At 43.4% G+C, this 23,984-nt stretch carries 25 protein-coding genes; 11 read left to right on the top strand and 14 right to left on the bottom strand.

Going from position 1 to position 23,984, the window contains the following annotated elements; all coding sequences use genetic code 11:
• Positions 1-62: 62 nt before the first annotated feature.
• Positions 63-1,013, top strand: coding sequence for a LysR substrate-binding domain-containing protein (locus tag ACMXYS_RS09195; protein WP_415881420.1), 951 nt, complete (start codon positions 63-65; stop codon positions 1,011-1,013).
• Between the two features lie 48 nt (positions 1,014-1,061).
• On the opposite strand, the gene ACMXYS_RS09190 is transcribed toward ACMXYS_RS09195, so the two are convergent.
• The 8 genes from ACMXYS_RS09190 to gloB form a co-directional block, all read right to left on the bottom strand.
• Positions 1,062-2,366 (bottom strand): NAD(P)/FAD-dependent oxidoreductase, encoded by a 1,305-nt coding sequence (locus ACMXYS_RS09190; protein WP_415881419.1) that lies wholly within the window; start codon positions 2,364-2,366, stop codon positions 1,062-1,064.
• Positions 2,367-2,536: 170 nt separating this feature from the next.
• Complete coding sequence (locus tag ACMXYS_RS09185; protein WP_415881418.1) at positions 2,537-4,135, bottom strand: ABC transporter ATP-binding protein; 1,599 nt, start codon at positions 4,133-4,135, stop codon at positions 2,537-2,539.
• A complete protein-coding gene (locus ACMXYS_RS09180) occupies positions 4,132-5,175 on the bottom strand; it encodes an ABC transporter permease (protein WP_415881417.1) in 1,044 nt (347 codons plus the stop codon). The genes ACMXYS_RS09185 and ACMXYS_RS09180 overlap by 4 nt, the downstream gene beginning before the upstream one ends.
• 2 nt (positions 5,176-5,177) lie before the next feature.
• A complete protein-coding gene (locus ACMXYS_RS09175; RefSeq protein WP_415881416.1) occupies positions 5,178-6,275 on the bottom strand; it encodes a microcin C ABC transporter permease YejB in 1,098 nt (365 codons plus the stop codon).
• Positions 6,275-8,110, bottom strand: a complete 1,836-nt coding sequence (locus tag ACMXYS_RS09170; RefSeq protein ID WP_415881415.1) for an extracellular solute-binding protein — start codon at positions 8,108-8,110, stop codon at positions 6,275-6,277. The genes ACMXYS_RS09175 and ACMXYS_RS09170 overlap by 1 nt, the downstream gene beginning before the upstream one ends.
• Before the next feature lie 85 nt (positions 8,111-8,195).
• Positions 8,196-8,444, bottom strand: coding sequence for a hypothetical protein (locus ACMXYS_RS09165; protein WP_415881414.1), 249 nt, complete (start codon positions 8,442-8,444; stop codon positions 8,196-8,198).
• Positions 8,445-8,461: 17 nt separating this feature from the next.
• The gene (locus tag ACMXYS_RS09160) at positions 8,462-10,042 is read right to left on the bottom strand and encodes a LysM peptidoglycan-binding domain-containing protein (protein WP_415896321.1); all 1,581 of its coding nucleotides are present in this window, start codon (positions 10,040-10,042) and stop codon (positions 8,462-8,464) included.
• Between the two features lie 150 nt (positions 10,043-10,192).
• Entirely contained in the window at positions 10,193-10,966 is a 774-nt protein-coding gene (gene gloB, locus ACMXYS_RS09155; protein WP_415881412.1) for a hydroxyacylglutathione hydrolase, read from the bottom strand.
• 116 nt (positions 10,967-11,082) lie between these two features.
• Here gloB and ACMXYS_RS09150 point away from each other — a divergent pair, with 116 nt between their 5' ends.
• The 3 genes from ACMXYS_RS09150 to ACMXYS_RS09140 all read left to right on the top strand — a co-directional run bounded on the left by ACMXYS_RS09150 (position 11,083) and on the right by ACMXYS_RS09140 (position 12,695).
• Positions 11,083-11,853 (top strand): class I SAM-dependent methyltransferase, encoded by a 771-nt coding sequence (locus tag ACMXYS_RS09150; protein ID WP_415896320.1) that lies wholly within the window; start codon positions 11,083-11,085, stop codon positions 11,851-11,853.
• Positions 11,840-12,274, top strand: a complete 435-nt coding sequence (gene rnhA, locus ACMXYS_RS09145; RefSeq protein ID WP_415881410.1) for a ribonuclease HI — start codon at positions 11,840-11,842, stop codon at positions 12,272-12,274. The genes ACMXYS_RS09150 and rnhA overlap by 14 nt, the downstream gene beginning before the upstream one ends.
• A 112-nt stretch (positions 12,275-12,386) precedes the next feature.
• A complete protein-coding gene (locus ACMXYS_RS09140) occupies positions 12,387-12,695 on the top strand; it encodes a DUF4124 domain-containing protein (RefSeq protein ID WP_415896319.1) in 309 nt (102 codons plus the stop codon).
• Between the two features lie 37 nt (positions 12,696-12,732).
• Here ACMXYS_RS09140 and ACMXYS_RS09135 read toward each other — a convergent pair whose 3' ends face one another.
• From ACMXYS_RS09135 to ACMXYS_RS09115, 5 genes are all read right to left on the bottom strand, one after another.
• The gene (locus ACMXYS_RS09135; protein WP_415881408.1) at positions 12,733-13,308 is read right to left on the bottom strand and encodes a DUF882 domain-containing protein; all 576 of its coding nucleotides are present in this window, start codon (positions 13,306-13,308) and stop codon (positions 12,733-12,735) included.
• A 114-nt stretch (positions 13,309-13,422) separates the two neighbouring features.
• The gene (locus tag ACMXYS_RS09130; protein ID WP_415896318.1) at positions 13,423-14,712 is read right to left on the bottom strand and encodes a L,D-transpeptidase family protein; all 1,290 of its coding nucleotides are present in this window, start codon (positions 14,710-14,712) and stop codon (positions 13,423-13,425) included.
• Positions 14,713-14,926: 214 nt separating this feature from the next.
• Positions 14,927-15,247: a hypothetical protein gene (locus ACMXYS_RS09125; protein ID WP_415896317.1), complete on the bottom strand. Its 321-nt coding sequence runs from the start codon at positions 15,245-15,247 to the stop codon at positions 14,927-14,929.
• Positions 15,244-16,092, bottom strand: a complete 849-nt coding sequence (locus tag ACMXYS_RS09120) for a hypothetical protein (RefSeq protein WP_415896316.1) — start codon at positions 16,090-16,092, stop codon at positions 15,244-15,246. The genes ACMXYS_RS09125 and ACMXYS_RS09120 overlap by 4 nt, the downstream gene beginning before the upstream one ends.
• Positions 16,093-16,095: 3 nt before the next feature.
• Positions 16,096-16,677: a PilZ domain-containing protein gene (locus tag ACMXYS_RS09115; RefSeq protein ID WP_415896315.1), complete on the bottom strand. Its 582-nt coding sequence runs from the start codon at positions 16,675-16,677 to the stop codon at positions 16,096-16,098.
• A gap of 213 nt (positions 16,678-16,890) precedes the next feature.
• On the opposite strand from ACMXYS_RS09115, the gene ACMXYS_RS09110 reads away from it, so the two are divergent.
• A complete protein-coding gene (locus ACMXYS_RS09110; protein WP_415896314.1) occupies positions 16,891-18,135 on the top strand; it encodes a lipoprotein-releasing ABC transporter permease subunit in 1,245 nt (414 codons plus the stop codon).
• On the top strand, positions 18,128-18,817 hold the full coding sequence (lolD, locus tag ACMXYS_RS09105) for a lipoprotein-releasing ABC transporter ATP-binding protein LolD (RefSeq protein WP_415896313.1): 690 nt from the start codon (positions 18,128-18,130) through the stop codon (positions 18,815-18,817). Before ACMXYS_RS09110 ends, lolD begins: the two co-directional genes overlap by 8 nt.
• Positions 18,818-18,853: 36 nt before the next feature.
• Here lolD and ACMXYS_RS09100 read toward each other — a convergent pair whose 3' ends face one another.
• A complete protein-coding gene (locus ACMXYS_RS09100; RefSeq protein ID WP_415884657.1) occupies positions 18,854-19,342 on the bottom strand; it encodes a DUF2062 domain-containing protein in 489 nt (162 codons plus the stop codon).
• Positions 19,343-19,466: 124 nt separating this feature from the next.
• Here ACMXYS_RS09100 and ACMXYS_RS09095 point away from each other — a divergent pair, with 124 nt between their 5' ends.
• Genes ACMXYS_RS09095 through ACMXYS_RS09075 form a run of 5 tightly spaced genes read left to right on the top strand, consistent with a single transcriptional unit; the run spans position 19,467 to position 23,984 of the window.
• The gene (locus tag ACMXYS_RS09095) at positions 19,467-21,701 is read left to right on the top strand and encodes a DNA internalization-related competence protein ComEC/Rec2 (RefSeq protein WP_415896312.1); all 2,235 of its coding nucleotides are present in this window, start codon (positions 19,467-19,469) and stop codon (positions 21,699-21,701) included.
• Between the two features lie 40 nt (positions 21,702-21,741).
• Entirely contained in the window at positions 21,742-22,362 is a 621-nt protein-coding gene (locus ACMXYS_RS09090; protein ID WP_415881401.1) for a MotA/TolQ/ExbB proton channel family protein, read from the top strand.
• A 14-nt stretch (positions 22,363-22,376) separates the two neighbouring features.
• Positions 22,377-22,796 carry an ExbD/TolR family protein gene (locus ACMXYS_RS09085; RefSeq protein ID WP_415894628.1) on the top strand — a complete coding sequence of 140 codons (420 nt, stop codon included), beginning with the start codon at positions 22,377-22,379 and terminating at the stop codon, positions 22,794-22,796.
• On the top strand, positions 22,793-23,806 hold the full coding sequence (gene lpxK, locus ACMXYS_RS09080) for a tetraacyldisaccharide 4'-kinase (protein ID WP_415896311.1): 1,014 nt from the start codon (positions 22,793-22,795) through the stop codon (positions 23,804-23,806). The genes ACMXYS_RS09085 and lpxK overlap by 4 nt, the downstream gene beginning before the upstream one ends.
• Entirely contained in the window at positions 23,799-23,984 is a 186-nt protein-coding gene (locus tag ACMXYS_RS09075) for a Trm112 family protein (RefSeq protein WP_415881398.1), read from the top strand. The genes lpxK and ACMXYS_RS09075 overlap by 8 nt, the downstream gene beginning before the upstream one ends.

The raw sequence follows: 23,984 nt of genomic DNA, 5'->3' as shown, positions 1-23,984 counted from the left end.
GAATCAAGCTCATAAGTGAAAAATATCTTGATCAGAATTTCATTGGTGAATATTCTTCATGAATGGATAAATTCAATGTATTAAAAACGTTTATTACCGTATGCGAAAAAGGATCATTTGCAGCTGCCGCAGCGGTACTAGGTGCGGATGCATCTACAGTAAGCAAGGCGATAAGCCGATTAGAAAAGCAGTTAGCCTATACACTGTTTTATCGTTCTACCCGAAAGCTGACCATTACTGATGCGGGAAAGGAATACCTAGAGACTGTAAGAACGTTACTCATAGATCTAGATGAGTGTGAGCAGCGTCTTAAATCGGGTAATGAGTCTGCAACGGGTGTTCTAAAGGTAAACTTACCGGTCGCTTACGGGCGTTTATATATTGTTCCATTACTCTGTAAATTTACCGAACGGTATCCGGATATTAGTCTGCAATTGAGTTTCTCCGATGAATATGTCGATATTATCGAACGGGGATTCGATCTCTCGATCCGAACAGGTACGGTATCTGATAGTCGTATGGTATTGCATAAGTTGAGCCCTATGGATTTTCTTACTTGTGCATCAAGAAGCTACCTTATGAAGTGCGGACAAATCGATAGTTTTCAGGATTTTGATAATCACCGATGGATACGTTTTCGCTTTAAGCAGACAGGTAAGTTGATGCCTGTTTTGGCTGAAGTGGATGGGGAGACCGAAAAGCTAGATCCCAAAAACTATTTAGTAGTTGATGATGGTCAGGCGCTGGTGGATCTTTGTCGTAGCGGTGTCGGTGTGATGCAGGGGCCTCATTTTCTATTTAAAGATGGCTTAAGCTCAGGTGAATTAGTCTCGTTGTTTCCACCTATTGAGCCAGAAGGCTATGGTGTGTATTTACTCTATCCTAGGCGGGATTTTCTACCACGTAAGGTGGCAGTATTTACTGAGTTTTTAAAAGCGGAACTAGAAAAGATGAGCGAAGGGTCTAACTATTGTTGGACTAGGGAAGTAGCTTATCAAAATGAGTGGGAATAGTGCGCTGATTTAAGATCAACAATCAACGTACTATTCCAATCTAGAAACTTAGTGCAGTTTCATCTTCGGTCGTACTACTTTTCCGATCTTCTCAGCAATATAAACGATCATCGCTTTGAAGAAGCCGTGAATAGCAATTTGGTGCATACGATAAAGTGAAACGTAAACGATGCGAGCAATTTTCCCTTCAATAAACATCGAGTTCTTTGAAAGGTTGCCCATCAAGCTGCCCACGGTACTGTAACGGCTAAGGTTGACCAGTGAACCGTGGTCCTTGTAGACGAAATTTTTAAGTGGTTTGCCTTTTTCGGTAAGAATAATGTTTTTCTTAACGATTGACGCCATTTGATGTGCTGATTGGGCCCGAGGCGGCACCCAACTACCATCTTCCTGCGCACAAGCACAGCAATCACCAATCACGTAAATGCTATCGTCGATGCTGGATTGAAGCGTAGGTTTAACCAGAATCTGATTCGTGCGAGTTAACTCAAAACCATAAAGATCTGCTAGGAAGTCAGGTGCCTTAACGCCAGCGGCCCAGATCATCATATCTGCTTCGATTTCTGAACCGTCAGCCGTTTCAAAGCCATTAGCGTTCGCTGATTTGATCAACGTATCTTCACATACATCTACACCCAAAGCTGCTAGTTCATCTCGGGCAGAGCCGGAGATACGAGCAGGCAGTGCAGGAAGAATACGTGGACCAGCTTCGATAAGCGTAACCTTCAGCTGTTTAGCCGTCATTTTCGGAAGGCCGTATGACTTAAGCATGTCGGTTACGTTGTAAAGCTCAGCTGCAAGCTCAACACCCGTTGCGCCTGCACCAACAATCGCGATATTTAATACGCCGTTTTCACGCTGGTTCACGCGCATGAAGTTGTTAATGAGCGCGTTATGGAAACGTTCAGCTTGTTTAGCCGTATCTAGGAAGAAACAGTGATCCTTTACACCCGGTGTTTTGAAATCGTTGCTGACGCTTCCGATCGCTAAAACAAGGGTGTCATATTGCAGATGCCTTTCCGGAAGTATTTGAACACCATCTTCATCGACTGTTTCAGCCAGTGTGACGGTTTTTGTGTCTTTATTTAGGCCGCAAAATGTACCTAGTTCGAACTCATAGTGGTGTTTGACCGCGTGAGCATGGTAAACAACGCCATCTGTATTTGGATCAAGCGAACCCGTGGCCACCTCATGTAAAAGAGGTTTCCAGATATGAGAACGTTTTTGATCGACTAGGGTTACTTCAACTGAGGGATTTTTTCGGTAGCGGTGGCCTAGTTGGGTGACGAGCTCAAGGCCGCCAGCGCCCCCGCCAATCACAAGAATCTTGTGTGGCTCCGTTGGGTTTGTCATTGTTTTAATCCTCAAAAAATATGGGATTAGTAGCTGTAGAAACTATTAATCCTATATTTTCTGATAGTCGTACTCTGATCTTGATGCAGACAAAAGTAAATAGAAAGAACTAGAAACGGCGCTAAAGAATTAGCACCGCTTCGTCTTAAAGTGGGAGAGGCATACTCGACTTATTGATTAAATGCAGCTGCCAGTAGTTGTTGTGTATATTCAGCTTTAGGGGCAGCGAAAATTTGTTGGGCATCACCTTGTTCGACGATATCTCCATGGCGCATCACTATTAGCTTGTGGCTTAGCGCTTTTACAACGGCTAAATCATGGCTGATAAACAGATAAGTTAAGCCATATTTTTCCTGAAGGTTACGCAATAGCTCCACAATTTGTTTCTGTACCGTGCGATCTAACGCAGAGGTGGGCTCATCTAATACAATAAGTTCAGGCTTCAGTACCAACGCGCGTGCGATGGCGATACGCTGCCGCTGACCTCCAGAGAATTCATGCGGATAGCGATGTCTACTTTCAGGGTCGATACCAACCTCTTGTAGTACATCGATGATCGCTTGTTCGTGCTCAGCTTTAGATTCTGGCTGGTGGATATCGAGTCCTTCGGCAATGATCTCAGCAATAGACATGCGCGGACTCAAGCTGCCGAACGGATCCTGAAAAACTATCTGCATCCGTTTACGTAAAGGTTTAACCGCTTTTTGATCTAAAGGTGCTAGAGCGGTCTGATCAAATGTAATTTCACCTTCACTACGTTGTAGTTTCAAAATAGCGAGGCCTAATGTGGTTTTTCCTGAGCCAGACTCTCCCACAATGCCAAGTGTTTCACCGCGGTTAACAGAAAGGTTGATGCTGTTTACCGCTTTAATATGGTCTACGGTCTTTTTGAAAAAGCCTTTTGTAATAGGGAACCAGACTTTTAATTTGTCTGTTTCTAGTAAGCGCTCTTGCTCGCATTGAACAATAGCAGGATTACCTGATGGTTCCGCATCTAACAGCGTTTGTGTGTAAGGGTGTTGTGGTTGTGCAAACAGTTGAGCCGTTGGAGCCGATTCGACTTGCTCACCTTTATACATAACACAGACATGATGCGCGTAACGACGAACAATATTAAGGTCATGAGTAATCAGCAAAATCGCCATGCCCAGTTTTTCTTGCAGAGACTTTAGTAACTCTAGAATCTGTTCCTGAATTGTTACATCAAGTGCTGTGGTTGGCTCGTCTGCGATAAGCAGTTCAGGATCATTGGCGAGTGCCATCGCGATCATTACACGTTGACGTTGCCCCCCGGAAAGTTCATGAGGGTAGCTATTTAAGCGTTTCTCAGGCTCAGGGATGCCAACTAACTCAAGTAGTTCAAGAATTCGAGATCGTGCTTGTTTACCAGTCATCCCTCTATGCAGAAGTAGAGTTTCCCCTATCTGTTTCTGAATTGTGTGTAGCGGGTTGAGCGACGTCATTGGTTCCTGAAAGATAACGCTGATCTTATCGCCGCGTAACTGGCGCATCTGATTTTCGTTATAGCTCAGCAGATCTTGGCCATCATAGTGAATTTCACCGCTAGGGTGACTTGCTTTAGGGTAGGGGAGTAAACGCAGAACTGACATTGCAGATACGGATTTGCCAGAACCTGATTCTCCTACCAATGCAAGAGTTTCACCCTTCGGTATATCAAAGCTAACTTGTTTCACTGCTTCTACAGCAGCTTCACTACCCTGATCAAAAGTGACGGATAGGTTGCGAACACTTAATAGCGGAGACTTCATGACACTTTCCTTGGGTCGAAGGCGTCACGTACAGCTTCACCTATAAAGATTAGAAGGGTAAGCATCAATGCAAGGCTACAGAAAGCCGTGATACCTAACCATGGTGCATGAAGGTTTGTTTTACCTTGAGCAACTAATTCACCCAATGATGGACTGCCTGGAGGCAGGCCAAAGCCCAAGAAATCCAGAGCGGTCAACGTAACAACAGATCCATTAAAGATAAATGGCATAAAGGTCAGTGTTGCCACCATGGCATTAGGAAGAATATGGCGGAACATGATCATGCGGTTATTTAAGCCAAGCGCACGCGCGGCTCGAACATATTCGAGATTACGACCACGTAAAAATTCGGCACGTACGACATCAACCAGCTGCATCCAAGAGAACAGAAGCATAATACCCAATAGCCACCAGAAATTTGGCTCAACAATGCTGGCTAAAATGATCAGCAAGAACAGAACCGGAAGACCAGACCAGATCTCGATAAAGCGTTGGAAGAAAAGGTCAACTTTACCGCCGTAGTAGCCCTGAATAGCACCAGCAACTACACCGATAACAGAGCTCGCTAAAGTCAAAACTACGGCAAATAGGATTGAGATCCTAAAACCGTATATGACGCGAGCAAGTACATCACGAGCCTGATCGTCTGTACCTAGTAGGTTATCCATTGTTGGAGGTGATGGTGCTGGTACGGGAAGATCGTAATTGATCGTGCTGTAGTTGTACTTAATCAGCGGCCAGATAATCCAGCCTTGTCCTTCATTATGTATAAGGTCTTGAATGTAAGGATCTTTGAAATCCGCAGGGCTTTCAAATTCACCACCAAAGGTCAGTTCGGTGTAATTCACAGCGACCGGGAAATATAGATCGCCCTTATACGACACTACCAGCGGATCATCATTCGCAATAATCTCTGCAAATAACGATAGGAAAAATAGCGTGCTGAAGAGCCATAAAGACCAATAGCCGCGTTTGTTTTTACGGAAGTTTTCGACCCTGCGCTGATTGAGAGGGCTGAGTTTATTAACTAATACACCCATGATTAAAGCTCCCTGCTTTCAAAATCTATTCTTGGGTCTACCAGTACATAAGTAATGTCACTGATCAATTTAAGTAATAAACCGATAAGGGTGAAGATATACAGGGTGCCAAAGATAACAGGGTAATCACGGTTGATTACAGCCTCATAACCTAGCAGTCCAATGCCATCAAGGGAGAAGATGACCTCAATCAGCATAGAGCCGGTAAAGAAGATTGAGATAAGCGCTGCAGGCATACCAGCAATGATGATAAGCATAGCGTTACGGAAGACGTGACCATAAAGGACTTTCTTTTCGGAAAGGCCTTTAGCACGCGCCGTAAGCACATATTGCTTGTTGATCTCATCTAAAAATGAATTTTTGGTTAGCATCGTTAATGTCGCAAAGCTGCCGATCACAGTTGCGATAACTGGTAGGGTGATGTGCCAGAAGTAATCTTTAATCTGGCCCCACAAACTTAATTCATCAAAGTTAGGTGACGTCAGTCCTCGAAGTGGGAACCAGTCTAACCAAGTGCCGCCTGCGAAGATGACGATCAGTAAAATCGCAAATAGGAAGTTCGGAATGGCGTAGCCAACGATTATTGCAGTACTGGTCCAGATATCAAAAGGGGTGCCGTCTTTAACCGCTTTACGTATACCCAAAGGAATGGAAACAGCGTAAGTAATCAATGTCGCCCAAAGGCCTAAGGAGATAGAGACCGGTAGTTTTTCGATGATTAAATCGACTACCGATTTGTCACTAAATAAGCTATTTCCAAAATCGAAAACGGCGTAATTTTTTAGCATCTGCCAAAAGCGTTCGTGAGCGGGTTTATCAAAACCGTATAGCGCTTCGATCTCTTTTACCAATTCTGGGTCTAAGCCTCTCGCACCACGATAGCTGCTGTCACCACCATTCGCGCTGCTTGCTTCGGTTGTTAGGTCATTTTGTGCGCCACTGACTCGAGCCGTCGCACCGACATTAATGCCTTCCAATTGAGCAATGGTTTGCTCAACGGGGCCGCCAGGGGCTGCTTGAACAATGATAAAGTTGATCGTCAGAATTCCTATCAAGGTAGGAATGATCAGAAGTAAACGCCTTAGAATATACGCAGCCATTATTTAGCGTCCTCGGATGGTTTGATCCACCAAGTATCAAAACCTAGATTGTATTTAGGGCGAGTGCTCGGCATTTCAAATTTATCCCAATAAGCCACTCTATATTTATTAATATGGTATTGAGGGATAACGTAATGATTCCATTGCAGCACGCGATCAAGGGCACGAGTTCGTAAAACCAACTGCTCACGATCAGGGGATTGAATAAGCTGGTCAACTAGGTAATCAACCGCTGGATTTTTGATTCCGATGAGATTACGGCTGCCTTCAACATCAGCACCAGAGGAATGCCAGTAATCACGTTGTTCATTACCCGGTGAGGAGGATTGACCAAATCCGCTTACAACTACGTCAAAATCATACTTACGCAGGCGGCTGATGTATTGTGAAACATCAACTAAACGAATGCTTGAGCGAATACCCAATCGTTCCAAGTTACGAATAAAGGGAGCGACTACTCGTTCGAAAGCAGGTGAATAAAGCAGCATTTCAATTTTAAGTGGTTCGCCAGTCTCTTTGTGGACTAACTTACCTTGTTTAAAGATCCATCCGGCTTGTTGAAGTAGGCGTTTAGCTTGACGCAGCTCGGTATAGATTCGTCCATTACCACTGGTTTCAGGAGCACGATAAACTTGAGTAAATACCTCGGTAGGGATTTGGTCACGAATAGGCTCAAGTATCTCGATCTCTTTCTCGGTTGGCAGGCTAGTAGCGGCCATCTCCGAGTTGGAGAAAAAGCTATGGGTACGGGTATAGGCGTTGTAAAAGATGTTTCTATTGGTCCATTCGAAATCAAATGCTAGCGCTAGTGCTTGTCTAACACGCGGGTCTTCAAATTGCGGTCGTCGAGTGTTTAGGACGAAGGCTTGCATACCTGTTGGGTTTTCATGACCTAACTCTTTGACAATTATCTTGCCTGAATCTACTGCAGACCCTGTATAGCTAGTAGCCCAGCGCTTTGATGAATTTTCTTGACGGAAATCGTATTCACCAGCTTTAAAAGCTTCCATTGCTACCGTGTTATCCCTGTAGTAATCGTAGGTCAGAAATTCAATATTATGACGACCTCTATTAACGGGTAGGTCTTTACCCCAGTAATCAGGGCTTAGCTTATAGGTGATACTACGTCCGGCATCAAAACTATCAATCGTGTATGAACCAGAGGCAACCGGAATATCTAAACTCGGTTTTTGGAAATCTCTATCTTGCCAAAAATGTTTAGGTAAAATTGCAATTTCACCAACGATAAGGGCTAACTCACGGTTAAGGTTGTTGCGGAAATTAAATTTAACTCGGTGAGGATTAAGTGCTTCAACTGATTCTATGTCGGCATAGTATGCTTTGTAGAAAGGTGCGCCTTTAGATCTCAAGGTTTCTAAACTGAAAACTACGTCTTCTGCAGTAATTGGGTGGCCGTCACTAAATTTTGCTTCAGGGCGTATATTAAAAATAATCCAGCTACGATCAGCTGGCACTTCTAGTGATTCAGCAACGAGACCATATAGGGAAAAAGGTTCGTCTTGAGCTTTACCAAGTAAACTATCGTATAGGAGGCCAAGCCCGTCAGCAGGGGTTCCTTTGACGATGAAGTTATTAAAGCTATCAAATGTTCCCAAAGCAGATTGAATGGCTTTGCCGCCTTTGGGTGCATCAGGGTTCACATAATCAAAGTGCTTAAAGTTGGCAGGGTATTTAAGGTCGCCATGCATTGCAATGCCATGGCTTGATGTAACCGCATCTGCCAATAGAGGTGCAGGAGTAAGGAAACTGGAAAGGCACAACCAAATACTTAATTTGCGTAGAGAAGAGCAAGTACGAGGTTTGAGTGTAAGCAATCTAAGGTTCCTTCTTAACGTAAATTATCTTTTATATCAGTGACCTTTGCTGGGTTCCAGTAAAAGCCACTGATAAGACTGTTCCTTAGCTTTTTTGTTCAAATTGTTCGGACAATTCAGTTAGCTGATTATGGAGATGCTTACGCTTAACTTTGGCGTCGACGAGTTGCTGATATTGCTGTTGTAGGAACGTTAGTTTTTCCTCATTGCCATCAGCTAGACCTTTTATTAGGTCTTGATCCATCCACTTTTGAATGCGTTTATAAAGAATGACTTTAAACGCAATTGCAGTGACTGTCGCAAAAACAATAATAAAAATACTTGTAGCGTCCATGAGTCAGTCGTCCTGAATTAGTGTGCTCGGGTAACATCTACATACAAGGTCAGATGTTGCCCTGGGCGAATATACTTAGCTTTGTTGATCTTGTTCCAACGTAAGATATCCGCAACATTAACATTAAATTTGTTGGCGATAACAGAAAGCGAATCACCTTGGCGTACCTTGTAACCTACTTTGCGGATTACTTGGCGATCAGTTTCATTTAGCGCGGTTTGTGTTGGTTTGCTCCAAATAACTAGTTTCTTGCCAACTCGTAATGGGTCACCTGGTGCCATGCTGTTCCAACGTGCTAACTGGCGTACACCGACGTTGTAACGGTTGGCAATGCTCCAAAAACTATCACCTGACTGGACCGTGTGATGCTTTTGTTGGCGATCAGTTGTACGTGAAATGGTTTTCTGTCTGTCAGCATGACGTTGTTGCTGACTGAGGACATATTCTGTTGCCCGTTTACTTGCTGTTGGAACCAGCAGTGTTTTGCCTGCTCTGATATTGTTGCCGCTGATCTTATTAGTCGAGCGGATAAGGCTGACAGATGTCTTATATTTCTTAGCGATAGCGATCAAAGAATCGCCGGATTGAATTTTATAACGTGCCCACTTAACGCGTTGATCGCTGGGTAGCTCGGAGAGTGCTTTGGTAAATTGCTCGGCGTTATCAACCGGAACCAACAAACGATGCGGCCCTTCTGGCGCAGTGGCCCAGCGGTTAAAGCCAGGGTTCAAAAGGTACATCTCTTTAGTGCTGATATCAGCCATAGAGGCAGCTTGGGCAATATCAATCTGGCTACCTGTTTCAACAGCAGCGAAATGTGGTTCGTTCGGGATTGGTTGTAAAGTTAAGCCGTAATGACCCGAATTTTTTACGACCTCAGCGACAGCTAAGAATTTAGGTACATAAGCCATCGTTTCTTTCGGCAGTTTTAAAGACCAATAGTCGGTTGGCTTATCTTGACGCTTGTTACGTTTTATAGCTTTAGAAACGTTACCGCCCCCTGCGTTGTAAGCTGCTAGGGCGAGTAGCCAGTCACCATTAAAACGTTTATGTAACTGTTGTAGGTATGTATAGGCAGCATCAGTTGAACTCAAAATGTCACGACGTCCGTCATACCACCAGTTTTGCTTTAGGCCGAAATACTTACCCGTTGAGGGGATGAATTGCCATGGACCTGCTGCGCGGCCGTGAGAGTATGCAAATGGATCGTAAGCACTTTCAATAATTGGAAGTAGGGCTAATTCGACGGGGATGCCACGTTCAATCGCACTGTTTAGAATATGGTGATAATAAGGAGCTGCACGTTTTACCACGCGTGCCATATGGTTAGGGTGTTTCTTATACCACTTAAGCTGAGTTTGAACTCTTGGGTTATCTAAATGCAGATCCATCTGCATGTGAGTACGTGTGACTTCCCATAAATCCGTTGGGATGGCTTCAGTCTTCTCTTTAGGTGATAAGGTGTGATTGGCTTGAGAAGGCTGATGATCTATCCCTGTATTAGAAGGAATAGTGTTTTTTTCGGTAACGGATTGGCAACCGCTTAATACTACGCATGCAGCTATAGATAGCAGGACCGATTTAGAAGATGAAAACATGGTGCTCCGGTGTTTAGGAGGTAGAGGATCCTACGAACAAGACAATGTCCTATACGACTATGGCTTATTCTGAGGTTCCCAAATCGATCCATTCTATCAGTGGCCCTTGAGGGGTCAAGGGTTCTCTAGAAAAGCTAGAAAATCAACAAATTAAAATTGATTCTTCCATTCCCTTATAGCTGCAAACACCGCTTCTTGGTCTAACTCTGTTTGATGAGTGAATTGCTTCGCAGCACTAATGACGCTTGTCTGATCTGAACGCATAAAAGGGTTAATACGTTTTTCTTGGGCTATTGATGATGGCAATGTTGGGCGATCAGAATTACGAAGCGAAGTGCATTGGTTAATCGCATCTTTAACATCTGAATTGTCAGGTTCAACTGCCTCTGCAAAGGCTAGATTGGCCAATGAATATTCATGTGTGCAGTAAACTTCGGTGTTATCTGGCAATGAATGGAAATGATTCATCGCTGCTAACATCTGCTGTGGCGTGCCTTCAAACAAACGCCCGCATCCCGCTAAAAATAGCGTATCCCCGCAGAATAACTGAGGTTGCTCGGTGCTAGAAAAGTAGCTGATATGGTCGAGTGTATGTCCAGGTATCTCTTTAATGACGAGCTTTTGTCCCCATAGATCAAGTGTATCGTTTTCCTTAAGGGGATTGGTTATACCTGAGAAAGGAGAGTTATGAGGCCCATAAACAGGAACTTGATATCTGTCCGTAAGTTCTTTTACTCCGTCAGTATGATCGTAGTGGTGGTGTGTGATTAATATGGTGTCGAGTTCAAGGCTATTATCATTAAGGTATGCGATAACCGGAGCTGCATCACCTGGATCGATCACAGCGACTTTCTGGCTGTCAGGAAGCTTAAGGAGCCAAATATAATTATCAGAGAAAGCAGGAATTGGTGTAACGCTAAACATTTGACCGCCTCTATCAAGTGAAAGGAAAACCTTCATTTGCAGTGTTATAAAAGAAATATAATACTGCTTATATTACATTGGGCCAGTTCTAATTAGACAAAATTATGGCAAATAAGATGAGTCGCTCTTTAGAAACTCAGCTCCCACATATTATGGCTTGGTTTGATACCGAATTAGGTCAAGAGCTTCTTCAAGCTGAAAGGGATACTGTAGAGCGTGTGATTGGTGCTCTGTTTGGCATGCACTTAGTACAGTTTTCAGTAGATAGCCGGATTACTTTATTTGAAAGTAGTCCAGTTACTCACTGTTTCTCGGTTATTCCCAAGCTTGGCTTAGGTGTTGGCGATAATTGCATTGTCGCTGAGAATACTGAGATACCTTTAGCTCATGAAAGCGTTGATGTAGTGCTTCTCCATCATGCGTTAGATTTTACTGATTCCCCTCATCAAGTTTTACGGGAAGCTTCTAGAATCCTTAGGCCTGGAGGTCATGTTGTAATTGTGGGATTCAATCCTGTCAGCTCTTGGGGGCTTTATCGACTGACAAAGCGTAAAAGTGATATGCCGCCATGGAGTGGTCGCTTCCTTAGCCACAAAAGGCTGTCTGACTGGTTAAAACTTTTAGAATTAACTGAACTGCGACAACTTTCAGGTTATTATCGCGCTCCGCTTACTAAAGCGAAATGGCGAAGCCGTTTCAGGCTAGTTGAAAGTGTTGCAAGGCGTTTACCCGGCCACACAGGTGCTTTTTCTGTTTTGTTGGCACGTAAAGATATTGCTGGCATGACTCCGCTGCGTTCTGGTTGGGGATTAAGAAGGCTTATTACTCTGCCAGTCGCGGAACCCACTACCCGAAAATCATTAAGGAAAGTTTGTGAAGATCGTTGAAATATTCACTGATGGTGCGTGTAAAGGAAACCCTGGACCAGGAGGGTGGGGGGCCGTTATGCGTTATGGGGATGCTGAAAAGCAGCTTTGGGGTGGTGAACAGGATACAACTAATAATCGCATGGAGTTATTGGCCGCAATTAAAGCGCTTGAAACACTTAATCGCCCTTGTGAAGTTGTGCTTACCACTGATTCTCAATATGTCCGACAAGGCATAACTGAATGGATTGATGGCTGGAAGAAGCGTGGTTGGAAAAACTCACAGAAAAAACCAGTCAAAAATGCAGATTTATGGCAGCGCTTAGACAAAGCAACCGAGCCTCATTCAATCGATTGGCGCTGGGTAAAGGGGCATAGTGGTCATCCTGAAAACGAACTGGCCGATCAACTGGCAAACCGTGGCGTCGAAGAGTTAAGCTAGCAAAACTGTAACTTGGTTGAAGTGCTCTCCGTATGCGTGCTCTAAACTACAAATTACTGTTGTGTGTTATTTGTACAGATGACTGCTATGCTGGGTAGAAAGGAGGCTCCCTATGCTAAAGCGGATTGCGTTTACTTCAGGACTTATTTTACTCGCAGCTGATCTTTCAGCTGGCGAAATGTACATGTGGGTAGACAGTGAGGGCGTAAGGCACTTTAGTGATCGACCACCGCAGAGAGGTGAAAAAGCTCAAGTTAGAGGTGAGGTTACTACTGATGTATTAAGGGTGGATAGACGACCACCTAGGCCTCCGGTCGCTGCAAACAATAGTTCTGGTAGTACCAGTAAGAAACCTTCAGCCCCAGAAAAACCAAAAAATGAGATAGAAGCTGAAGGTGATCAGGCCGAAAAAACAGAATAAGCCTTTCTCAACTGAAGAAAAATATTAGGAGATCGTTTTACGATCCCCACTGCCTTACTCTGCCTACATCAAGATGCACAAAGTTACTGCGTGTATATAGACCCACACCTCCAGACTTCATGCTCAATGCAGCACGTTGAAGATCTTTAACATCGACACCCGGAATGCGAATATCAATGGCTTTACCCTGCATATGCAAGCTTTTCTTAGCTACTTTTCCGCTTTTGCTGCTCAACATGGCATTGGTTTTAGGAGAGCGGTAAGCCGATATAACGTGAATAGGCTTATGCTCACCAAATGTTTGTTGCAAATCATGCAGCAACATCATTAGCTGTTGATTCATTGGGTGAACTTGATCTGTTCGATGATCGCGCAATAGGTGATCAAGTGCGCCAAGGCTATCCTTTTGGAAGCTACCTTCAGTGAAAAATGTACTATTTAAAGCTTCGCCAGTGTGTAGGTTTACCAATGATAACGAATGGTCTTTAGCCTTATGGATATTGGCAAAAGCTGCTGAGGGCATAGCGCTTAACGCTGATAATCCACCTAGGGCTTTTAAAAATTTACGTCGTGTCGGGGAAGGGATAACAATAGAATCTTTCTGATCGGTCATTAGGTATCAAAACATCTGAAAAAGAAATAATTATGCCTGATCAAATAATTGTTTGTATATAAATTGATCAGTCATCTGCATGAATTATTCTTGAGTATATTTTGAGCAACTTGATTAATTTTGGCGTGCATCTGTGTTTAAAAGTGCTTCTTCTAGTCGTGTTAGGTCATATCTATCGCGTTTATATAGGTCGTGACGGAAGTTTAAATCACCGTCCTGATCGATAAACGCAGTCCAATAAGTTACATGTAATGGGATAGGGTCTAACAAACGTATGTGTTTAGTTTTCTCTTGTTCAAATAATGGATCTAGTTTGCTGCTATTCCAACCTTGCGTCATTCGCATGAGCTGATCTGCAAGTTGGCGTGGTTGCTCAACTCGAATGCATCCTGAACTAAAAGCGCGCTTAGATTCATTAAAAAGGCGTTTAGCTGAAGTGTCGTGGAGATAGACTGAATAAGGGCCAGAGGTCAGGAATTTCACACTTCCAAGCGTGTTTGATGAACTTGGTGCTTCCCAAAAACGTTGATAGTTTTCGCCTTTATATAGTTTATCGTAATCGATATCTTCAGCAGCGATAATGCGTTTGTTATTGCCCCAGCCAGTGACTAGGTTCAGTCTCGCTTTCTTTAGAAAACTTGGGTCTTTCTCAAGTTCAGGCACGATATCTCTATAGGCGATACTCTTAGGCACGTGCCAAGAGGGGTTGATTACGATACGGTTAACTTCTGTTTCGAAGATTGGGGTTTTCCTTTTCTTCTTGCCCACGATGGTTTTCATGCTCAGGACTGATCTGCCTTGCTCGATCAGGTGTAGTCTAAAGTCAGGCACATTGACTTGAATGTAGCGATCAGTGTTTGGTTGGAACTGCTGAAGTCGAAGAATATTTACGTATAACTGATCCGCTCTTTTATGAAGAGAAACATTTAGAGTGCGTCTTGTTTCAGGGCCTGCAATACCATCAACCTTGGCGCCGTGCCTTTTCTGGAATCTTTCCAATGCTTCATGCAGCTCTGTGTCAAACAGTGGGTCTGAAATGGATGAACAGTTTGCTGATGAAAGATCACCCAGTGTAATGAGCTTTTCTCGAATCATCGGTACGTGCGGGTGGGTGTCGCCAAATCTTAGTAATGGCCCTCTTGGAATGGTTTTCCATTGCTGAGTATCTGCTAGAGCGCGGTACTTCTCATATTCTTTCTGTAAGATTTGAATCGGGTTCAAGTCACTAGCAAGATGCTTCACATCTTTGGCGTTAGATGGAGGTTTTAATAGGTCAGCTGAAGTTTCTGGAACGGAATTTTGATTTGCTGCCTGTAGAGGAGATGTTGCGGCTAATTCCATGCTTTGACATATCGGCGTATAAGAGCCAAGAAAGACCATTACTAAAGCAAGTAAATACTGCATAACTAGCCTCCTGCTTCTATGTCTATCCTGCCGCATCCATCAGCGACAAAATGAAGGGGTTTTTTAATTACAGGTCTAGCTTGGATATTCTTCAAGTTTGATAACGTGAAGGTTTTTCAAGGGAGATATTAAACGGTATAGCCTTAATTAAGGCTGAAGAGCACTCAGGAGCAGGTAGTGGATGAGTTCCGAGTGCTAAAGGAAAAAATGGAAGCTACTTCTTTTTGTTTTTGCGTTGTTGTTTTAAGGCTTCGTCGTTTTTGTAGTACTCATCTTCATAGTACTGACCTGTAATTTCTAAACGCTTTTCAATCCAGCGGTTATAACGCGACCAAATGAAAAAGCCAGGTGTCATCAACACCATGACGCCAACCATCATGCCTGCGCCTGCATATTTGGGTGGAACTTGCTGAATGGCCCAGTCAAGAAAACCTAGTTTGTAGCCTGCGTAATACCACAAAATTAAGCCAGCGAAACCAATGCCAGCTGCTAAATGGTGGAGTTTAGTATTTTTGTTCGATTTTTCTTCAGTCATGTCTTCTTGTAGCGGTGTATACGCAAGCTCGGTAAATATGGTTCGGGGTCGATAATTACATCACTCCGAAGCTGCCGTTTGCGTTGATCGGGGGGTGTAAAAGAGGGGGTATTATATTCCGGAAAAGCTTCTTCTGCATCTAAAGGGAAAAATAAAGGAAGCGGGCAGTTACGAGCTTTTCTTATGAGTTTGTCTTTATCTTTCCAAACGATATTCGCTCGCATCACAGGAACTTGATTTTGTAACTGTACTAGCACTTCATTGCTTGGGATTTTGCCTAGTGCTTGAAGCTGAAGCTGGATATGTAATTGATTAGTATCCATAGCTAACAGGCGTTGCTCTGCTTCTTTAATCGATACTTTCCTTAAGCTTCTGCCACTACTGTACCAGCTAAAGGTTACTTTGTTTGGACGCTTTTCAAGTAGAGGTATTTGGCGGTAACACTGTTTTAAATTTACGCGCGCCATGCCTTGTTGTTGAAGTGCCAAATTAAGTTCTTCGGCGCGTTTGAAGATAACTGGGTTTGGATCCCCATTAGCTTCACGAAATTGTCTCACGCTAGTTTGAAAATTTTGCTTATGAGTATTGAGTTGATGGATCAGCGGAATGATATGGCAAGGCACACCAATGAGGCCGTATAGGTTCTCGGTACGTCGACCATCTCCTCCGGCTGAATGCCATATATTGGTGATAGTGTTTATAGCGTCAGTTAATGACGAATCCTGTTGGTTATCACTAAGCAGCCAATATCTACAGTCATTTTGCTGGAGTTGAGTGCTTAGTGACTTTTGTACTTGGTTCAGTCGATCAAAAGCTTGTGTGAGTGCAATGATCCCTTTGCTCATTACTTAAGCTTCTTGTGGTTCTTCAGCTTGCTGTTTGCGCAATTTAGCTTGGCTTTCGAAAATCTGGCGAGCCAAAATCATACGGCAGTTTTCAGGCATTTTAATAAACTCGACGCTGGTCAGGTGGCTACCATCTCCCATGGAATCACTTCTTAGGCATTGTGCATAGAGTAGAAGGCCAATACATGAGTCAGGGAATACGAGCTTGATCGATAAGAATGCATCTTTTTTAATAGCTTCGTTGTATCTGAACTGTAAGCCGCCTTCAGATAGATTGACTTCTTGGATCGCGCTTTGGCCTACGGTCATTTCTGTTGAGGCGATTGCTTGGGCGATTCGCTCGATCTTGTTATGCATAACCGTTAATAAAGTCGCAACATTGCTATCTTTTTCTGCAACCTTACGTAATAGATGGCTACTGTCGCTATCAAGCGCTTGAAGTTGGCTTAAAAGAAGAAAATTAGGCGAAACATCGAACTGTGTAGGGCTTGGGTGATCAGAAATTTCTGATTCAGAAATGACTTTCAGTTCTAAAGAAACATGTTGGTCAATACGGAAATACTGACGGCGATCTTGTTCCTGCATGCTTTGCCCTCAAATTAATATTGCATAGATAGCTTGGAGTATATGAATAAACGCGTACAAAAGCACCTATGAATGATTTGTTTTAGTAGATTGAAATGTAAAGTTTTTATAGTAACTAATGTTTTAATAACAGTAAGTTAAGACTTGTTCCTATTCTAAAAGTTCAGTCTTTTATCGTTTCACACGCATAATTTTATGTGGTTTAATCGCCACATGTTTAAGCCCTTATCTATATTTATTGGATTGCGCTATACGGCAGCTAAGCGCAATAACCATTTTATCTCCTTTATCTCTTTAGCCTCGATGTTGGGGCTGATGTTAGGTGTGGCTGCATTAATTATTGTCCTATCTGTTATGAATGGCTTCGATAGAGAGCTGAAACAGCGCATTCTCGGTATGGTCCCGCATGCATCAATCAGTGGTTATGGAAAATCTATTGAAGAGTGGCCTGTGCTGGTGGAATCGCTGGAACAAAACCCTCGTGTGATTGCTGCTGCACCCTTCATTCAAGCGCAGGGGATGTTGACCAGTCGCGGAGTTGTTCGTGGAGCGCTTATCAATGGCATTGATCCAGCTGAAGAGGCTGACGTTTCAATTCTTGGTGATCATATCCAATCAGGTACGCTGGATGTATTGAATCAGCAGCGGTTTGGCATTGTTTTAGGTAATCTTTTGGCGCGCTATTTGGGGGTTAAGGTTGGCGATAAAGTGACGCTAGTCTTGCCAGAAGCATCTGTCAGTGTTGCAGGTGTAGTTCCCCGTTTGAAGCGATTTACAGTGGTTGGCATATTTGAAGTGGGTGCTGAGCTAGATGCAAATTTGGCTTATATCCATATTAAAGATGCTGCAAAAATTAAGCGATTAGGCGAAGGTGTGGATGGTATTCGCCTTAAATTTAATGATCTATTTGACGCGCCAAAAGCTGTCAGAGAAATTGCTGCAGGCCTTCAAGGTTATTACCGAACCAGCGATTGGACACGTACACACGGGAACTTATTCCAAGCGATTCAGCTAGAGAAACGCATGATTGGTCTTTTGCTATTCCTAATTGTGCTTGTAGCAGCTTTCAATATTGTTTCTACCCTAGTTATGGTCGTTACAGATAAAAAAGCTGATGTGGCCATACTTAGAACCTTAGGTGCTACACCTGGCAGAATTATGCGTATTTTTATGGTTCAAGGCACGGTGATTGGTATTTTAGGAACCTTGATGGGTACGGTTTTGGGTGTGACCTTGGCACTTAATGTCGCCGATATTATTGGCTGGGTGGAATCAACCTTTGCGATTCAGTTCTTAGATCCGAATGTCTACTTTATCAGTCAGTTTCCGTCCGATTTACAATGGCCTGATGTAGGTGTCATTACAGGCACAGCACTCATGATTAGTTTCCTTGCAACGATTTACCCTGCTTGGAGAGCATCCAAAACAGATCCTGCTGAGGCGTTACGATATGAGTAATCAAGAGATTGTATTGCAGGCGGCAGGGGTTTCTAAAAGCTACAGCGATGCAGGCCGAGATGTTGAAGTCCTAAAGGATTTAGACTTTGCTCTCCATAAAGGTGAGCAGCTAGCCATTATAGGCTCATCAGGTTCAGGTAAAAGTACGCTGCTTAATATCCTTGGCGGTTTGGATAAGCCTACGCAGGGCAACGTGATCATTAACGGTCATGATCTACATGCCGGTTCCGAGGCTAAGCGTGCGCAAGTAAGGAATGAAACCTTGGGTTTTGTATACCAGTTTCATCATCTTCTTCCGGAATTTACTGCATTGGAAAATGCCTCTATGCCTTTGCTGATGAGAGATCAATCCATTACTGAGGTAAAAGAGCAAGCGCAAGCTGTGCTTGAGTCGGTAGGATTAGGCGAGCGATTACATCATAAGCCTGCACAATTAAGCGGTGGTGAAAGGCAGCGTGTGGCAATAGCGCGAGCTCTGATCGGGAAGCCTGCAGTTGTATTGATGGATGAGCCTACGGGTAATCTAGATCGAACAACAGCCGAAAGTGTTCAGGAGCTAATCGATAATCTTAATCAAGAATATGATATAGCTTTTGCCCTAGTAACACATGATCCTGAGTTAGCCCGTAAAACGGGTAGGGTGCTAGAGTTAATCGATGGCAAGCTAATTGAAAAAGGATGACTTAATGTCACCCTTTTTTATTGTTCTATAATCTGGTTACTTTGTACGTTTAGCTCGGTCTTTCCAGCTTTTTCCGACATGCCAAGCCCAGAAACCTTGTACTGTTAGATAGCCGAGTATACCGAATACTATCCCGCAGATTACCGATCCAAACAGTAGGGGCCACCAAACCAAGGATAAGCTGTTTTGGATGAAATCCATGCTCATCTCGAAATCGATCTGTTGGTTAGGGTCCCCAATAAGGAAATCTCCAACCAGATAAGTGAAATAAAATATTGGCGGCATAGTTAATGGGTTGGTAATCCAAACTAAGCCAACAGAAATTGGAAGATTACTTCGGATCATTACCGCAAGAATTGCAGCCACTATCATTTGCATAGGGATCGGCAAAAAAGCGCAAAACAAACCCACTAAAAAGGCACGTGAAACTGATTTTCGATTAAGGTGCCAAAGGTTTGGTTCGTGGATGTGACTACCAAGCCAGCTAAGATGTTTGTGCTGCTTTAGCTTGTCTTCATTGGGCATGTATTTTTTTATAAGTTTGCGCGGCATCTTCTTATTTACTTATTATGGGCTAGCAAACGGGATGAGGGTTTATTATGCCCCTTACGTTCAGTTAAGCCAAGGAAACTAAAGCATGAGATCAAGGATGATCGCGATTGCTGTTGGTTTTGCGGTGGCGCTTTTGCAACCGCAATTACTTCCAGTGACATTTTCTATTGCTATTGTGACAGTTATAGCACCTCTGCTGATTTTAACTCCGCGTATCAGATCATTACACTTGAGCTTTTTCCTCGTCAGTTTTCTCTATGTGAATCTGTGGGGTGTTGTCCAGCTTGATCAACGTTTACCGGAATCTCTTAAACGCACAGACTGGAAATTACAGGGCGTCATAACCGATATACCTAGATATCAAGAGGGCGTTTTAAGATTTTTAGTAGATGTCAACGAGATTCAAGGGGTGCAAGGGGCAAGGACTGATGAAAATTTAAAGGTTAATCGACTTAGCCTTGCTTGGTATAACCCTGATTTAACACTTTCGCTGGGTGATCGTGTTGAGTTAACTGCTAGGCTCAAACCTCCACATGGCCTAGTTAATCCTGCAGGCTTCGATTATGAGCGTTGGTTGTTAGCTAGAGGGATTGATGCTACTGGCTACGTTCGTGGTCAAGTTAATGTTCTTTCGGAAGCCGATAGTTGGAACAGTCGTACTCGAATATGGATTAATGACTCTATACAAACTCAATTTGAAACCCAGCAGACGATAGCTCTGTTTCAAGCATTAACGACGGGCACAAAATCGATGCTGGAGGCTCATGATTGGGACCTGTTGAAACATAGTGGCGTTGTGCATCTAGCGGTGATTAGTGGATTACACATTGGCTTTATGGCCTTCTGCGGTTGGTGGATCGGCAGGCTGGCGGGTGTCGTGTTTTATCGTATTCACTTTCAGCACCAGTTCCCCTATTTCGGCGCATTAAGCTTAGCTGCTTTTTATCTCTTGATATCAGGCGTAGGTATACCGGCACAACGCGCTTTTATTATGTTGCTGGTCTTATTGTTCACTGGTAGCAGAATGTTTTATCTGGATCATTGGACAAGGTGGTGGATAGCTTTTGTCGTTGTTCTTTCTTTCAATCCCCTTTCTTTTTTTGAGATAGGGTTCTGGCTCTCGTTTTTGGCTGTTGCATTGTTGATTTGGATATCTCAATTTTCGCGTGGATGGCGAATGGCCTTGAGCCTTCAGTTTATGTTGATGATAGGTATGCTGCCTATCTACCTGTTTTACTTTTCTGGTGTGTCGGTGATAGCACCATTTTTTAATCTGATCGCTATACCGTTTTTTTTAGTGCTTGTTCCTTTGTTATTCCTGCATCTTGGACTTACTTGTGTCGGTATCGATTTGCTAATTCCATTGCTGAACGGTATGTCAGATCTGTTTTGGTGGTCGGTCGAATGGAACCAAAAGGTTGAAATGGGCTACTGGCAGTTAGATGCTCCGAACATTGTTGTATTGTTTTTAGTGGTGCTGGTTGCGGGATGTTTGCTGTTACTGAGATTGTCGTTGCCTACATCGGTGGTATTGCTGCTGTTGATGCCTGCAATTGTCGGTTCTAGTTCTAAGTATAAGGACGACTCTGATTTTAGGGTTTGGGTTTACGATGTAGGGCAAGGCTTAGCTGTTAGAGTGCAGGTTGGGGAGTATCAATTACTTTATGATACTGGACCATCTTATCGCTCTGGTGGAACTGCCTATGAAAGGGCGGTTTTGCCAGATTTTGAGAACGCAAATATTGATTCAATCGATCATCTTGTTCTAAGTCATAGTGATAATGATCATGCAGGAGGCGCTGCAGCTGTATTCGATTCCATCAAGGTGGATAGGTTAACAACGTCTTATCGATATAAAAGTGCAGAGGTTTGTACAGCAAGTCGTGGATGGCTGGTGAATGGAGTTAAGTTTACGTTTCTTGCAGGAGCGGAAGGTGCGAATGATAACGATCGTTCCTGCGTATTAATGATCGAGTCGCCGAATTGCCGGTTGTTATTACCAGGGGATATTGGTGCTCAAAAAGAACTTGAGCTAATCCCTAAAGTTGCGCCAATTGTTGATTGGTTAGTTGCCTCGCACCATGGAAGTAAAACCTCTTCGTCTACTGCGTTTATCAACTCAATCAAGCCTTTAAATGTGATCTTTAGTGCTGGTTATGCAAACGCTTTTAGGCATCCTCATCCTGATGTTGTGCAGAGATTTTTAGATAGCGGGGTGAAAACCTATGAGACTGCTAAAGATGGTGCCATTATGCTAATTGCTGATGCCCATGAAGGGTGTAAAACAATAACAATGAGAGAGGATGAAAAACGATTCTGGAGATCGTTTTAATCTCTGTGATAGAGTACGCGCAGTCAAAGGAGAAATTACTGTGTTTGAGCTTTTACAATCTGGTGGTTGGATTATGATTCCAATCGTTATCTGCTCGGTTATAGCATTAGCAATCTGTTTGGAGCGTTTTTGGACTTTGCGTGCGGATCGTGTTGCGCCTCCAGGGCTTTTGGCAGAAGTTTGGACCCTAATAAAGCAGCGCAATATCACTGCAGAAAGGCTAAAAGATCTAAAGGGTAATAGCCCTCTAGGTCAGATTTTGGTGGCTGGTCTAAATAACGCATCTCATGGTCGAGAGATTATGAAGGAGAGTATTCAAGAAGCTGCTGGCCAGGTTGTGCATGATTTAGAACGTTTTCTAAACCCGCTTGGGACTATTGCTGCCATTACGCCTTTGCTCGGGTTGTTAGGTACGGTGATCGGTATGATTAAAGTTTTTACTGAGATCATGATTCACGGTACAGGTAATACCAGCCTTCTTGCTGGTGGTATCTCAGAAGCACTTATCACTACAGCGGCAGGTTTAACGATCGCAATCCCTGCGCTTATTTTTCATCGCTATTTTCAACGCCGAATTGATTCCTTAGTTATCACTATGGAGCAAGAAACGGTAAAACTTATTGAAGTGATGCACGGTGAGCGTGACATCGACGTTGAGTAGGTATAGGTAAGCGCATGAAATTCCCCCGCCAACGGGTTGAAGAGGTTAATGTCAATTTAACACCATTAATTGATGTGGTGTTTTTGCTATTAATCTTTTTTATGGTTTCGACTACCTTCACTAAAGAAACACACCTTGACGTTGATCTACCAGAGGCTTCTGGCGAATCAGTCGTCAAAGAGATCGAAGTTCTAGAGATCTTGATTACTGATGAAGGACATTACAGCGTAAATGGTAAGGCTCTAGTGAACACGCAGGCGAAGACGCTTCGACGTGCTTTACAGGAGTTAGCGGGTGATGATCGCGAAATGCCATTAGTTATCACGGCTGACGCTAAAACTCCACATCAAGCTGTTGTCACTGCGATGAATGTTTCTGGGCAGCTAGGGTTTAGCAAATTGAGTATCACTACTCAGGAGCCTGACGCTCAATGATTCGGTTGGAAGGGCGCTGGTACTCTGAAAAGCCTGCTCCTTGTGTTTTAAAGCCTTTTAGTGCTCTATATAGATTTCTAGCTAAGAGAAAAAAGGACGCTGATTTGCAGCAGGCATGGGTAGCGCCTGTACCAGTTATTATCGTTGGTAACATCAGTGTAGGCGGAACCGGTAAGACACCCCTAACGATAAGTTTGGTCGAGAGATTAAAGCTAGAAGGTTATAAGCCTGGCATCATAAGTCGCGGTTATAAGTCTAAGGCGACACAATTCCCTTTTGACGTCACTACAGCAGGTTCTCCCGAGTTAGCTGGTGATGAGCCTTTTATGTTGGCTCAGCGTTGCCAGTGCCCCGTTATCATCGATCCTAATCGACCTTCAGCAGCGCGGTATCTTCTAGATAATTACGAATGTGATCTCATTATTAGTGATGATGGTTTACAGCATTATCGATTAGATCGAGACATTGAGATTGTTGTTATTGATGGCGAGCGTGGTTTAGGGAATAGGGTATTAATGCCTGCTGGTCCATTAAGAGAGGAGCCAGACCGGCTTCGTAGTGTTGATCTTATTGTCAGTAATGGGTGCTTGCAGAGTAAGATTGCGGAAGCTGCAACTGTAGAAGAGATGTTCCTTCAGCCTACAGCGTTAAAAAACTGCTTAACGGATGAAGAGTTGTCATTGGATGCATTAAGCGGCAAACAAGTTCATGCTGTTGCAGGGATTGGTAATCCTCAGCGTTTTTTTAATACCCTTGAGCAAGAACTCAAAGTAACCGTTATTCCTCATGCTAAGCCCGATCATTCGTTTTATACTGTTGAGGATTTTCAGTTTAGTGATGACTACCCAGTGATCATGACAGAGAAAGATGCGGTAAAAGTTACTGAGTTTGCTCAGTCGCATTGTTGGTATTTACAAATTAAAGCGCAGTTGGCAGAGAGATTTTATGCGCAACTGCTAGATAAATTAAAGATTGCTATAGCTAATAAAGGTAAAACACAAAATGGATAAGAAGTTGTTGGATATTCTGGTATGCCCAGTAGCCAAAACGCCTTTGGAATACAATGAAAGCACTAATGAGCTTTTCTCTAAAGCGAGTGGGTTAGCTTATCCAATTCGTGACGATATCCCTGTGTTGCTTGAAACTGAAGCGCGTGAGCTAACCGCAGAAGAGCGCGAGCAGGATTAA

Origin of the sequence: Neptuniibacter sp. QD57_21, from assembly GCF_047778075.1 — a bacterium.
Lineage (GTDB): Bacteria > Pseudomonadota > Gammaproteobacteria > Pseudomonadales > Balneatricaceae > Neptuniibacter.
This window is presented reverse-complemented; position numbering and strand designations above follow the sequence as displayed.

Excerpts from the sequence above, each read along its gene's own strand:
- ACMXYS_RS09195 (WP_415881420.1), top strand. The coding sequence starts at position 63 with ATGGATAAATTCAATGTATTAAAAACGTTTATTACCGTATGCGAAAAA.
- ACMXYS_RS09190 (WP_415881419.1), bottom strand. The coding sequence starts at position 2,366 with ATGACAAACCCAACGGAGCCACACAAGATTCTTGTGATTGGCGGGGGC.
- ACMXYS_RS09185 (WP_415881418.1), bottom strand. The coding sequence starts at position 4,135 with ATGAAGTCTCCGCTATTAAGTGTTCGCAACCTATCCGTCACTTTTGAT.
- ACMXYS_RS09180 (WP_415881417.1), bottom strand. The coding sequence starts at position 5,175 with ATGGGTGTATTAGTTAATAAACTCAGCCCTCTCAATCAGCGCAGGGTC.
- ACMXYS_RS09175 (WP_415881416.1), bottom strand. The coding sequence starts at position 6,275 with ATGGCTGCGTATATTCTAAGGCGTTTACTTCTGATCATTCCTACCTTG.
- ACMXYS_RS09165 (WP_415881414.1), bottom strand. The coding sequence starts at position 8,444 with ATGGACGCTACAAGTATTTTTATTATTGTTTTTGCGACAGTCACTGCA.
- ACMXYS_RS09160 (WP_415896321.1), bottom strand. The coding sequence starts at position 10,042 with ATGTTTTCATCTTCTAAATCGGTCCTGCTATCTATAGCTGCATGCGTA.
- gloB (WP_415881412.1), bottom strand. The coding sequence starts at position 10,966 with ATGTTTAGCGTTACACCAATTCCTGCTTTCTCTGATAATTATATTTGG.
- ACMXYS_RS09150 (WP_415896320.1), top strand. The coding sequence starts at position 11,083 with ATGAGTCGCTCTTTAGAAACTCAGCTCCCACATATTATGGCTTGGTTT.
- ACMXYS_RS09140 (WP_415896319.1), top strand. The coding sequence starts at position 12,387 with ATGCTAAAGCGGATTGCGTTTACTTCAGGACTTATTTTACTCGCAGCT.
- ACMXYS_RS09135 (WP_415881408.1), bottom strand. The coding sequence starts at position 13,308 with ATGACCGATCAGAAAGATTCTATTGTTATCCCTTCCCCGACACGACGT.
- ACMXYS_RS09130 (WP_415896318.1), bottom strand. The coding sequence starts at position 14,712 with ATGCAGTATTTACTTGCTTTAGTAATGGTCTTTCTTGGCTCTTATACG.
- ACMXYS_RS09125 (WP_415896317.1), bottom strand. The coding sequence starts at position 15,247 with ATGACTGAAGAAAAATCGAACAAAAATACTAAACTCCACCATTTAGCA.
- ACMXYS_RS09120 (WP_415896316.1), bottom strand. The coding sequence starts at position 16,092 with ATGAGCAAAGGGATCATTGCACTCACACAAGCTTTTGATCGACTGAAC.
- ACMXYS_RS09115 (WP_415896315.1), bottom strand. The coding sequence starts at position 16,677 with ATGCAGGAACAAGATCGCCGTCAGTATTTCCGTATTGACCAACATGTT.
- ACMXYS_RS09110 (WP_415896314.1), top strand. The coding sequence starts at position 16,891 with ATGTTTAAGCCCTTATCTATATTTATTGGATTGCGCTATACGGCAGCT.
- lolD (WP_415896313.1), top strand. The coding sequence starts at position 18,128 with ATGAGTAATCAAGAGATTGTATTGCAGGCGGCAGGGGTTTCTAAAAGC.
- ACMXYS_RS09100 (WP_415884657.1), bottom strand. The coding sequence starts at position 19,342 with ATGCCCAATGAAGACAAGCTAAAGCAGCACAAACATCTTAGCTGGCTT.
- ACMXYS_RS09095 (WP_415896312.1), top strand. The coding sequence starts at position 19,467 with ATGATCGCGATTGCTGTTGGTTTTGCGGTGGCGCTTTTGCAACCGCAA.
- ACMXYS_RS09085 (WP_415894628.1), top strand. The coding sequence starts at position 22,377 with ATGAAATTCCCCCGCCAACGGGTTGAAGAGGTTAATGTCAATTTAACA.
- lpxK (WP_415896311.1), top strand. The coding sequence starts at position 22,793 with ATGATTCGGTTGGAAGGGCGCTGGTACTCTGAAAAGCCTGCTCCTTGT.
- ACMXYS_RS09075 (WP_415881398.1), top strand. The coding sequence starts at position 23,799 with ATGGATAAGAAGTTGTTGGATATTCTGGTATGCCCAGTAGCCAAAACG.